Below are 13,128 nucleotides of genomic sequence, written 5' to 3' on the forward strand. Positions count from 1 at the left end.
TTCTTATATTTACTAACAACAAATTTTGACATACCCATGAGTAAAGTCTTTAAAGCCACAGTAAATAATTCTATTGAATTTGAATTTACTGACAGTGATATATCGAATCTAGATGCCCTCAAAACTTCCGACTATTCCTATCATATTCTACAAAATAATAAATCGTATAAAGCTGAAATTTTAGAGGCAAACTTCAACAACAAATCATATAAAGTAAAAGTTAAAAACAATACTTATAACATAAACATACACAATGATTTAGATGTTTTAATTAATGAAATGGGGTTTGCTTTAGGAGCCTCAAAACATATAAACACTATTAATGCACCAATGCCAGGTTTAATTCTTGAAATTAATACCGAAGCGGGTCAAGAAGTCAAGGAAAATGACTCACTTTTAATTTTAGAAGCTATGAAAATGGAAAACATTATCACTTCACCTAGAGATGGTAAAATAAAAACAGTTTTAGTTAAAAAAGGTGATGCTGTTGAAAAAAACCAATTATTAATTGAATTTGAATAACATGCATGTCTTATGAGACATAATAAAGACATCCTAACGATTGATGATTATATGCAAGCACAACCAGACGCCTTTAAACCAACACTACAAAATTTAAGAGAAGTCATTCAAGAAGCAGCACCAAAAGCTAATGAAGCTATTCGATATGCCATACCAACTTTTAGGTTAGGAAATAAAAATCTAGTCCATTTTGCTGCTCATAAAGCACATTTTGCACTGTACCCTGCGCCTTCTGCAATCGTTAAGTTTTCAAAAGAATTAAGTAAGTACGACACTTCAAAAGGCACAATTAAGTTTCCGATAGAAACACCGATACCTTATGATTTGATAACAAAAATTGTAGAGTTTCGTGTTTCAGAAATAAACTCAAAACCATGAAAAAAATCCTGATAGCAAATAGGGGTGAAATTGCCATAAGAGTGATGAAAACCGCTCAAAAAATGGGTATAAAAACTGTTGCAGTGTTTTCAACAGCTGATAGAAACGCTCCACATGTAAAGTTTGCTGATGAAGCTGTCTGTATAGGCGAACCACCTTCAAATCAATCCTATTTAAGAGGTGAAAAGATTATTGAAGTAGCCAAACAACTAAATGTAGATGCTATTCACCCTGGTTATGGTTTTTTAAGCGAAAATGCTTCTTTTTCAGAATTATGTGAAGCAAAAAATATCGTTTTTATCGGTCCACGTTCTAATGCCATCAAAATTATGGGAAGTAAATTAGCAGCCAAAGAGGCTGTTAAAAAGTACCATATTCCTATGGTTCCTGGAATAGATGAAGCTATTACCGATGTTAAAAAAGCGAAACAAATTGCCAAAGAGATTGGATTTCCTATTTTAATAAAGGCTTCAGCAGGTGGCGGCGGAAAAGGTATGCGTATTGTAGAAAAAGAAAACGATTTAGAGTCACAAATGAATCGAGCCATTAGCGAAGCCACTTCAGCCTTTGGTGATGGTTCAGTTTTTATTGAAAAATATGTAACATCTCCAAGACATATCGAAATCCAAGTGATGGCAGATAGTCATGGTCATATTTTGCATTTATTTGAACGTGAATGTAGTATACAGCGCAGACATCAAAAAGTAGTTGAAGAGGCACCATCAGCGGTTTTATCGTCTGAACTACGCAAAAAAATGGGAGAAGCGGCCATTAAGGTTGCCGAGGCATGTGATTATTTAGGTGCTGGAACGGTAGAGTTTTTATTAGATGCAGATCACAATTTCTACTTTTTAGAAATGAATACACGCCTACAAGTAGAGCATCCTGTAACCGAGTTAATTACCAATCTAGACTTGGTTGAATTACAAATTAGAGTCGCTCGCGGTGAATCACTTCAAATAAAGCAAGAGGACTTAAAGATTAACGGACATGCGCTCGAGTTACGCGTATATGCAGAAGACCCAACTAACGATTTTTTACCTAGCGTTGGGCATTTGGATGTTTATAAAATTCCCTTTGGAAAAAACATAAGAGTTGATAACGGGTTTGAAGAAGGTATGGACATTCCTATTTATTACGATCCGATGCTTTCAAAATTAATTACCTATGGCACTACCCGAGAAGAAGCAATTCAACTCATGATTCAGGCCATCGACAATTATCATGTTGAAGGCGTTCAAACGACACTCCCTTTTGGCAAATATGTTTGTGAACATGAAGCTTTTCGTTCTGGTAATTTCGACACCCATTTTGTAAAAAACTATTATTCACCAGAAAAATTAAAAGCAGAAACTGAAAATGAAGCTAAAATTGCCGCTTTAATAGCTTTAAAACAATATATAGAAGATCAAAAACTTTTAAGACTACCTAACCCCTAAGCTATGAATTCAAAAGAAGATAAAATAAATAAACTGAATGAGCGTATTGCATTAGCCCATTTAGGTGGTGGAAAAAAACGCATTGAGAAACAACATCAAAAAAAGAAATTAACCGCCAGAGAGCGAGTTAATTATTTAATGGATGAAGGCTCTTTTGAAGAGATTGGTATGCTTGTAACCCATAGAACCAGTGATTTTGGAATGGAAAACGAGCTATATTATGGAGATGGTGTTGTTACAGGTTATGGTACTGTAAACGGTAGATTAGTATACGTTTATGCCCAAGATTTCACTGTTTTTGGAGGCGCATTATCCGAAACTCATGCGGAAAAAATATGCAAAATCATGGATTTGGCTGTAAAAGTAGGAGCTCCTATTATTGGCTTAAATGATTCTGGTGGTGCTCGTATTCAGGAAGGCGTTCGATCTCTTGGTGGTTATGCAGATATATTCTACAGAAACGTTCAAGCATCAGGTGTTGTTCCACAAATATCTGCTATTATGGGGCCTTGTGCTGGAGGAGCTGTATATTCGCCTGCTATGACAGATTTTACCATTATGGTAGAAAACACAAGTTATATGTTTGTTACAGGACCTAATGTTGTAAAAACCGTGACTAATGAAGAAGTTTCTAGCGAAGATTTAGGTGGTGCTTTTACCCACGCTTCTAAATCTGGAGTTGCACATAAAACATCAGCAAATGATGTTGAATGTTTAGAAGATGTAAAAAAGTTAATTAGTTATCTACCTCAAAACAATACTGAAACTCCACAAAAGTTAGAGTTTAATCTTAATGATGAAATTAGGGATGTTTTGGCTGATATCGTGCCTGATAACCCAAATAAACCCTACGACATGCATCATGTTATAAAGGGCATTATTGATGATGAATCCTTTTATGAAATTCATAAAGATTATGCTGAAAACATCATTGTTGGTTTTGGACGTTTAGGAGGAAGAAGTATTGGTATTGTTGCCAATCAACCCATGTTTTTAGCTGGGGTTTTAGATGTTAACAGCTCCAAAAAAGCGGCACGTTTTACCCGCTTTTGTGATTGTTTTAATATACCCTTATTGGTACTGGTAGATGTTCCTGGGTTTTTACCTGGAACTGACCAAGAGTGGAACGGCATTATAGTACATGGTGCAAAATTATTGTACGCTTTAAGTGAAGCAACTGTCCCGAGAGTTACAGTAATTACTAGAAAAGCGTATGGAGGAGCATATGATGTAATGAACTCAAAACATATTGGCGCAGATATAAATTTCGCATGGCCTGGAGCAGAAATTGCTGTTATGGGCGCTAAAGGTGCTAGTGAGATTATCTTTAAAAAAGAAATAGCCTCTGCCGAAAACCCAGAAGGAAAATTAGCTGAAAAAGAAGCTGAATATGCTGAAAAATTTGCTAACCCATATAAAGCAGCACAACGTGGTTTTATAGATGAAGTCATTCTACCTAAAGAAACAAGGCGTAAATTAATTAAAGCCTTTTCTATGCTCGAAGACAAGCACGTTGAAAAACCGAAGCGAAAACATGGAAACATTCCGCTTTAGTCGATATTATGTTGTCATTTAATGAAAATTTAACACTTATAAAAATCTAAACACTGTAGTTATATCGTATTTATTCAGTTTTGTTATTATTCTATTATTTAAAATTTTAACATACTAACGCACAATTATTTAAATACTTTTGCCTAACTTAAATTAATAATTTTCTTTCAATGAAAAACAAGGTCTATTGCCTATTAATGTTTATCGGAATTAGCTTCGTAATGCATAGTCAAAAAGGACTACCTATTCAAGTGCCTAATTCCAAAATACAGCCTTTAACTTCTTTGGCTGATAAAAACTTGCAGAATAAATTAACAAAAGAATTAAATGCAAATCCGAAATGGAAAAGCTTAATGGCTAACAAGAAAATGGCCATTGGGGTTGTTGATTTAAGTGACCCTGAACAAATTAAATATGCTAGTATAAACGGCAACCATATGATGTATGCTGCGAGTTTGCCTAAAATAGCCATTTTATTAGCTGCTATGGATGCCATAGACAAAGGTGAATTAAAAGAAACAGCCATTGTTAAAACAGATATGCGTTTAATGATTAGCAAATCGGATAATCGCGCATCTACAAGAATGATTGATCGATTAGGTTATGCTAAGATTGAAAGTGTAATGACAGATCCTAAATATAAGTTTTATGATGAAGGGAAAGGCGGAGGCCTATGGGTTGGTAAACGTTATGGTGGTGGTGGCAACACCAACAGAGAGCCATTAAAAAATTTAAGTCACGCTGCAACAGTAAGTCAAGTTTGTCGATACTATTATTTATTAGCTCATGGTAAACTGGTAAATGAAAAACGTTCAAAGCAGATGTTAGATATTATGGGGGATCCCGATTTACATCATAAATTCGTTAATACAGTTGAAAAGATTGCACCGAACGCCAAATTATTTAGAAAATCTGGTTCATGGAGAAGTTATCATTCAGATTCCATCTTAGTTTGGGGTAACGATCCTGAAAGACGCTATATTTTGGTAGCTTTAATTGATGATGCTGATGGTGAACATATTATAAGAAGTTTAGTAAAACCTATTGAAAAAGCTCTTAAAGCAAGTAGCGTTGAGACAACGAATAATGTAGTATTAAACTAAAATAGTTGGTTCTAAATTTTCTTTATTTAATTAGTGATTTTGGTTAAAATCAAAATACAATATATTAGTTTTGTGCCGTAATTACTTATCATGTAACTGCGGCACAAATGCTTAAAAGTAAATTGAACAACTCCATGTCAATTATTAATACCTTTAAATTATATATTCTTAAGATTTTTGACCTGAAAGAAGAAGAGCTAAATAAAACTCTTTTACTTCAGCTTAATATATTTATAATTATCACCACCCTGCTAATTATAAAACCAACTGTAAATTCATTATTTCTTTCAGAACTAACCTCGAATGCTCTACCTCTTGGTTATGTGCTAACAGCCTTATTAGCAATAATTGGCTATCACTTTTACGATAAAGCTTTAGAGCGTTACCCGCTAAATATTATTATTGACAGAACCATAATTGGTTCTGTTATTTCACTCATATTATTTGCCATCGCTTTTAATTTTAATCTAGCTAATGGTATACTTATGTATATTCCTTATATATGGGTGGCTATTTTTGGATTATTAACGGCATCACAATTTTGGATTTTAGCAAACCTTGTTTATAACGTAAGAGAAGCTAAACGCGTATTTGGTTTTATTGGTGCTGGAGCTATTGCTGGTGGTATATTTGGGGGTTACCTAACTTCTTTACTAACCAATTTCTTAGAAACTGAAGATTTATTGTTTGTAGCTGCTATACTATTGTTAGGGTGTATACCAATCACTCGATATATTTGGAAACACGAGGTTATTAAATTGAATCCTTACCAAGTATCGTTAAGAACGAACCCAAAAGGAGAATCTCCAATAAAACTTATTAAGCAATCAAAACTATTAAGTTTAATAGCTTTAGTTATTGGTATTAGTGTTTTAATAGCCAAATTGGTTGATTATCAGTACAGTGATTATGCGTCAAAACTTATTTCAGATCAAGATGAGTTAACATCATTTTTTGGTTTTTGGTTTTCAACGCTTAGCGTTATATCCTTATTAATTCAATTATTCTTAACTAAACGCATTGTAGGTACTTTTGGTGTTGGTAAGTCTTTATTATGGTTACCTTCTGGAATTTTAGTTGGTTCGGTTTTACTGCTCATCATTCCTCAATTATGGGTTGTAGTATTCATTAAAATTGTAGATGGCAGTTTAAAACAGTCGGTTAATAAAGCAGCTACAGAACTACTTTCAATTCCTATTCCTATTGAAATTAAAAAGAAAACAAAAACGTTCACCGACGTTGTAATAGATAGTATAGCTACAGGCTTAGCAGGGTTTATTCTTATATTTTTTATAAATGGTTTAAACATTTCATCTACTTACATAAGTTTAATAATTATAGCTTTAATCTCTATTTGGCTATATTTTATTTATCACCTAAGATTAGAATACATAACCGCATTTAAAAGTTTATTGGATGAAAAATCTCAAACTAAAAAAGAAAAAAGCATAAAGGAAGATATAAAAGTAACCTCTATTGTAGATACTGTTAAGCGTGTTCTAAATACTGGTACAGCAAGTCAAATTATTCACATGCTTCAAAAAACGCTTGAAGTGAAAGATGAACGTTTCTTTTCTACATTTAAAAAACTTCTATCTCACAATTCACCAAAAGTTAAGGTTTTGGCTATTGAGAACCTATATTTTTTACGAACCGAGAATTTATGCGACATCATAGGATTAATGGTAAAAGAAGAAAATCAAGAAGTAACCACATCAGCCTTCCGTTATTTGTTAAAGCATAATAAAAAGAATACAGTAGAGCTATTTAACCACTACTTAGAAAGTGATGACAAAACTATAAAAAATGCGGCGCTGATAGGTCTATCGCAAGAGTTGAGAAACAATATAGTACTTCAAAATAAATTTAGTTTAGAACAACACGTTGAAGCAGCTTTAATTGAGTTTAACAAACTAATTGATGAAAATGAAAAAAAGCACTGTATGCAAGCCATACTTGAGGCCATTGGGCATGCACGTTTGGAACGCTACTATAATGTTATAAAGGTAGAGTTAAATTCTAAAAACCCTGAAATTTTAAGAACAGCTATTAATAGCGCTTCAAAAACATTAGATAGACAGTTTATTACACCTATAGTTTCCTATTTATCAACAAAAGAGACAAGGAAACAAGCTATTGAAGCTTTATATTTTTTTGGCGAACCTATCATCGATACATTATATGAATTAATTAAAAACGATAAAATAGATCAGGAAGATGCTCAACTAGCTCTTACCGTTATAGAAAAATTTGCATCTCAAAAAGCCGTAAGCAGATTAATAAAACTAACAGAAAACACGGAGCATTTAATTAAAATTGAAGCTATAGAATGCTTGAAACGATTAAAATGGAAACATCCTAACCTAATAATTAAAGACCGACTTATAGTAGACAAGATTTTGGATGAGTGCCACTTGTATCAAAATACACTTTCTGTAATTCACACACAAATTGTTATTCAATACAAAAAGAACAGTCAAAATTTGCAAGCGGAAGAAAACCAAGCGCGGATAGCTTTAATAAACTTATTGGAACAACGATTAGACCGCCAATTACAGCGTATGTTTAAATTTTTGGGCATTAAATACCCTCCACAAGATGTTGACCCCATTTTTAATACAATATTAAATGGGAAAGAAGAACAACGACTTCATGCTATTGAGTTTTTAGATAATATTTTAGATAAACAACTTAAAAAGGAACTTATTCCTGTTGCAGAATCTATTTTATATGAAACAAATACTGAAGAAAAAATTAAGAAATTAAACGTTAAAATATTAAGCGAAATAGAGTGTTATAACGAATTATTAAATCGAAAAGATTCAAAACTTAAACTGGCTGTAATATATCTTATTGAACAATCAAAAAACCCTGAGTTTAATTCGCTTTTAGATAAGATAACACAGAACGAGCTTGATAAAAACGAAAAAAACTAAGGTAAAAAATTTTCTTAATTCAATTAATGACTAGCTTTAGATTTTAACGAAGCCACTATACCCGCTAATAAGGCTAACAAAATAAACCCTAGTGAGAACCATTCTGGAAACTTATATACGTGAGCGAGAAGCAATTTTATTCCAACAAATCCTAATATAGCAACTAAGCTATATTTTATAAAGTAGAATTTACTGGTCATATTACTTAAAAAGAAATACATTGATCTTAACCCTAGTATAGCTAATATGTTAGAACTAAAAACTATAAATGGGTCTGTAGTAATTGCCAAAATAGCTGGAATACTATCAAATGCAAAGAGTATATCTGTAAATTCAATTAAAATTAAGACTAAAAATAGCGGAGTTGCAACAAGTAAATGTTTCTTTCTAACGAAAAAATACTCGCTTTCTACATTAGAAGATATTGGCATAACTTTTCTTAAAGTCCTATAAACAAATGATTTTTTAGGGTTAAATTCATTTTCTGATTTTGAAAACAATAGTTTGATTGCCGTAAGTATTAAAAAAACACCAAAAACATAGGTTATCCATTCAAATTCTGTGAAAATTGTAACACCAAAAAAAATCAAAACGGCTCTAAAAACAATAGCGCCCATAATGCCCCAAAACAGTACTCGGTGCTGGTATTGTTGTGGAATTCTGAATGAAGAAAATATAACAGCAATAACAAAAATATTATCGACACTTAATGATAGTTCAATAAGATATCCTGTTACATATTTCAATGATGCGTCAACAGGTGCTAAATTAGTAGGATTATTTACCCAACCATTTTTAAAAATCACATAAATTAAAAATGAAAAACTTAAAGCAATACTTATCCAAACAAACGTCCAAATAGAAGCTTCTTTAGTTGAAATAATGTGCGGAGTTTTATTAAAGACCCCTAAATCTAAAGCTAGAAAAATTAAAATAACCGAAATAAATATGATCCAAACTATCATATTATTTCCTAATCACCTTATCAATACTTGCTGCTAGCATCATATGATCGGTTGCCGAGTTTTTTCTTAGCACATTGGTCATTAAAACTACAATATAATTACAATTATCAGGATGCTCAACAATCGCCACCGAGTTCATGAAATTTTGAACATTTCCCATATACTTTCCACAAGCTTCCCCTTTACTCCTATCACATTTATACAAACTTCCAGATTTAAAATAGACTGCTGCTTCCTTTAAAACAGGCGATTGGGCATAGCGTATACGTCTGTCTGTCATATACATCAATCGCTTCATTTCTAAGCTCGATTCAGTATCCACAACATTGCCTTGCTCCAATTGCACTAAAAATTTCATTAAGCCCTGAGTAGTACCAATACTTCCACCTTTATCTCCAACATACGTATTGGCACCTCTAGTAAAAAAACTACCTAAACGCCATTCATTATGTGTAATTCCTAACTCACGCAATGGGAGATTGACAACATCATTTCCAATATCCGTTAATTCTTTTCTTGGTGTCGTTTTAAAATAAGCCAAAGCATCTTCCTCAGTAAGATCTGGATATTTATCACCAAAAGCCTGCATTAAAAGTACTTCGCGCCAAAGAATACTTGCTGCGCCATTGTTACTTACGGATAGCATATGATCTGCCCATTCAAAAAGAGTGAAAACATCACTAGCAATGACTTGACGTTTTACTAGTTTTTGAGTTTCAATATTGAAAATAGGAATTGTATGTTCGTCTGTTAATCCCCAAACTCCAGCTTTTACAGATTTATTTCGAAGTAACTCTAGTCGCTTTTCAAAATCATCGGGATAAATTTTAGCTAACTGGTTGAATAACCCAACTAACACCGCAATTTTTCCAACACTTCCTGGTTGGTAACCAGCTGTTTCATTACGATGGGCATAACGTACATGATTAATGTCCGAAATATCTAAAACAGAAAGGGAATAGCTTTTATCTAAACCCCTAAATAAATTATTGATTTCCTTTTGAAAGTTCTCATCAACTTTCATGTAACAGTGCACACTATCATTCTTTTTAGGAAGTAAGTTTAACTTAATATCCATATAGGATTTTAATGCGCCATCTGGAATTTTTGTAGGGTCTTTAAGCTCACCACTTTTAATAAGCTCCAAGCGTTTTAAACGTTTTATTCCCGTATGCTCATAACCATCAATAGGATAAAAATGCACCGCTGTAAAGGCTGAACACAAAAAAAGAACACTGACAATAAAAATTAGTTTTTTCATTTTTAATTTATTTTTTTCGAAAGAGATATCACCTTGTTTTTATCAATTATTGGTGTTATAGATTCTAAATATTCTGAACTTAGAGCCTTTTTGTTTTCTACAAATGGTCGAATTTGAAACAACCATAACTTGTTATCCTTAAATCCAAGTTCTACATCATAGGCACCCTCATAATCAGAATGTGTTTCCTTAGGAAGTGTTTTTCGAATGGTTTTTGCTAAAGCACGTATCTCGTTTATGTTTTGTTGATTTAAAATTGGCTTTTCAAAGGTTGCTTGCTTTTTTTGTATGCCACCAGTTGCTGGTAAACTATTATACAACGATTCTCTAGCAGGTGCTAAAAACTGCATACCTCCATTCAATTTAATTAAATACGTTTCAGCTGATTGACCATCCACAGCACCACCAGCACCACGACTTATTGCCACCGTTAAATCATCTTCATTGCCATTGCTAATACCTTTGGTAATTAAGACCCCAGAATAATCAACATCTACACTAGGAATAACTAAAATAGATGGGAATACATTTTCAGGATTCAATAAATATTTTTGACGCCATTTAAAGCTTCGTTCTGTGTAAGGTGATGCCCAAACAGCCTTAATTCCGTCAAGGATTTTGTCTTTATCTGCAACGTTGAAAATCGTTAAATTTAATCCAGCACCTGTAAAGTCTTTTAGGTCTTCCATATTGGTATCACTTCTTAAAAACACTGGGACTTCACCTAATTCTTTTCCAAGAATATTTTTAAAATCTGATTCTAATTGTTCAATAAATTCAGGTTTTAAGGTAATCTCTTTAATAGCTGCTCTAAGTTTTTCCAATTCTTGTAACTGATAGCTTTCAACTTCTGCTTCGCTAACGCCTTCATTTCTCAACCTTTCAGCTTTCGCAAACATGACATTTAAAAATGTCCAATATGAAATATCGTTATTTGGCATATTTTGGTTCATGTGTTCTTTAAAAATTCCAAAAGGAATCACTAAACCTTCAACAACCTTATCGGGAAACATTTTTTTAAGTTGACCAAGATTTGCAGCTTTAGGTCCGCAAAGTTTACCTGAATCGCTTGCATCTACGTCTCGTAGGTTTAAAATATTGGTTTCCGTAAGTCTAATGCTCTTAATAGGTACTTCAATCTTCTCTTCATTCCGTTCCTTTTTAACAAATAATAAACGTTCGGTTTCGGTCATGTTTGACTCTGATTTCAAAATAACATTGCCTTTATTTGAAACGGCATAAAACACTTTTTGACCATTATATTTTTTTAAACTCTTTAAATTCTCATCAGATAATGCGGCATTTGGTATTCCTAAATTTCTAGCTAACAATTGTACATGTGACACCATATTTCCTTCTGAAACAGTAGCAATACCAGCAACAGGTTTTAAATCGGCTGGAGGGCGTTGAAAAACATATATATTATCCGAATCTACTTCAATATCGTCTGGAGAACCATCAACTACAACCAATTCTCCAAAAGCGTACCCTGGATTTAAACCTCTAAAAGAGCTCTGATTGGGTATATCCATAACTTTATTGGTTAATGCTGATTCTTTTGCAATAAAATCACCAAGTTTACCAACATTCTCACCAAGATATAAAGCAATAGAGCCTCTAATTTTATCATCAATAAAACCATAAGCTTTTGGCTCGAAATCTGTGTATAAATCGACAGTGTTTTGATAATTAGCTTTAACCATTGATGAACTCCATTCCACCAAACTTCTTGCATTTTCTAAAACATTAGTTAATGCTTCTAAGCTTAAACTAGCTTCGTTTTCAGAAGGAGTTTTTAAATTAATTTGATCCCATTCTGATAATTCAATATAACCAGAACCCGCGGTAGCCATTCCTAAATAACATATTTTAGTGAGCATTTGCTGAAGGTTTTCAGGTTCCCATTCTGGAGATGTTTTAAAGACAATCTCTTCAAGTTTTAGCGACAAATCAAGAAGTTGTAATCTGGCTAATGGGCGTTTTTCATCCAATATAGATTCTCTGATTGCCATTAAAAGTTCCGCTGTTTCTGGGATTAGTGTTGAAGCTTTTGTTTCAGATGAATTTGTAGCTATATAACTTGATATTTTTTCACCTATAGGTGTATTTTTAAATAATGAGGATTTGTTGACTAATGATTTTATATCTATAGGTTTGTAAAACTTTTGCATAGTATTTACCAATTCATCAATTTTATTTTTATGATTGCTGGAAAGTTGAGTACCGTATTTACTTTTAAAAGCAATGACTTTTTCAATATCTGATGCTTCAGGTTGACTATGAATTTTAACACGCAAATCCATAAACTGAATAAACTCATCTGAAATTACTTTTGACTGACTCCTAATTAGTTGAGACAAATTATCGTCACCATTATGAGGAATATCTTTTAAGGACTGACGAATTAAAAAGTAGTGCTTCTCAATGTTTTCATCTTTTGCCAATAACCATTTATAGAAATCAATTCCCCAATTCGCTTCATCTTCAGATTGAATGGCGCCTCTGTAAAATTGTCCTTTTTCATTAATCCATCCATTATCTACGGCGCGTAAATACTTATCAAGTTGATATTGCTTTAATCTAGAGTGGTTATTATCAGCATCCCAAAACTCATTTTTATCGGTGTAGGCTAAAATTTGTCCTAAATAAATATGATTGGTCTTTCCAAGCGACACCACAGCATCTTTATAACGTGCATGTTGAACACCCGGACCAATGTTATCGGGACATGGGTCTTTGGGTTGCCTTATACTGCCATCGGTACAAAACCAGCGTATATCCTTATAAGGACCTCGTACATCTTTTTTGTATTGAATAATTTGTTGAGTAATAGCTTCATTGCTAACTTTTTGAGAAAAGCCTTTTAGAATGAATCCTACAATAACTAAACTAATTAAAACTAACTTTTTCATGTTGATATAATATACAATTTTATATCAAATGTAAAACCAATTTCAATCAAAATATCAT

Annotated in this window: 9 protein-coding genes; 6 read left to right on the plus strand and 3 right to left on the minus strand. The window is 32.9% G+C overall.

Going from position 1 to position 13,128, the window contains the following annotated elements; genetic code table 11:
- The first annotated feature begins 36 nt into the window (after positions 1–36).
- From L3X39_RS09805 to L3X39_RS09830, 6 genes are all read left to right on the plus strand, one after another.
- Entirely contained in the window at positions 37–522 is a 486-nt protein-coding gene (locus L3X39_RS09805) for an acyl-CoA carboxylase biotin carboxyl carrier protein subunit (RefSeq protein ID WP_237231608.1), read from the plus strand.
- A 12-nt stretch (positions 523–534) separates the two neighbouring features.
- Positions 535–900, plus strand: coding sequence for an iron chaperone (locus tag L3X39_RS09810; RefSeq protein ID WP_237231609.1), 366 nt, complete (start codon positions 535–537; stop codon positions 898–900).
- Positions 897–2,339 carry an acetyl-CoA carboxylase biotin carboxylase subunit gene (accC, locus tag L3X39_RS09815; protein ID WP_237231610.1) on the plus strand — a complete coding sequence of 481 codons (1,443 nt, stop codon included), beginning with the start codon at positions 897–899 and terminating at the stop codon, positions 2,337–2,339. Before L3X39_RS09810 ends, accC begins: the two co-directional genes overlap by 4 nt.
- 3 nt (positions 2,340–2,342) lie before the next feature.
- Positions 2,343–3,893: an acyl-CoA carboxylase subunit beta gene (locus L3X39_RS09820; protein WP_237231611.1), complete on the plus strand. Its 1,551-nt coding sequence runs from the start codon at positions 2,343–2,345 to the stop codon at positions 3,891–3,893.
- Between the two features lie 170 nt (positions 3,894–4,063).
- Complete coding sequence (locus L3X39_RS09825) at positions 4,064–4,996, plus strand: serine hydrolase (RefSeq protein ID WP_237231612.1); 933 nt, start codon at positions 4,064–4,066, stop codon at positions 4,994–4,996.
- A 107-nt stretch (positions 4,997–5,103) separates the two neighbouring features.
- Positions 5,104–7,932 carry an Npt1/Npt2 family nucleotide transporter gene (locus L3X39_RS09830; protein ID WP_237231613.1) on the plus strand — a complete coding sequence of 943 codons (2,829 nt, stop codon included), beginning with the start codon at positions 5,104–5,106 and terminating at the stop codon, positions 7,930–7,932.
- 23 nt (positions 7,933–7,955) lie between these two features.
- On the opposite strand, the gene L3X39_RS09835 is transcribed toward L3X39_RS09830, so the two are convergent.
- Genes L3X39_RS09835 through L3X39_RS09845 form a run of 3 tightly spaced genes read right to left on the minus strand, consistent with a single transcriptional unit; the run spans position 7,956 to position 13,070 of the window.
- The gene (locus L3X39_RS09835) at positions 7,956–8,897 is read right to left on the minus strand and encodes a TerC/Alx family metal homeostasis membrane protein (RefSeq protein WP_237231614.1); all 942 of its coding nucleotides are present in this window, start codon (positions 8,895–8,897) and stop codon (positions 7,956–7,958) included.
- Position 8,898: 1 nt separating this feature from the next.
- Complete coding sequence (locus L3X39_RS09840; RefSeq protein WP_237231615.1) at positions 8,899–10,158, minus strand: serine hydrolase; 1,260 nt, start codon at positions 10,156–10,158, stop codon at positions 8,899–8,901.
- A gap of 2 nt (positions 10,159–10,160) precedes the next feature.
- A complete protein-coding gene (locus L3X39_RS09845) occupies positions 10,161–13,070 on the minus strand; it encodes a PEP/pyruvate-binding domain-containing protein (RefSeq protein WP_237231616.1) in 2,910 nt (969 codons plus the stop codon).
- Positions 13,071–13,128 lie beyond the last annotated feature (58 nt).

Source organism: Flaviramulus multivorans, assembly GCF_021728415.1.
Classification (GTDB): Bacteria; Bacteroidota; Bacteroidia; order Flavobacteriales; family Flavobacteriaceae; genus Sabulilitoribacter; species Sabulilitoribacter multivorans.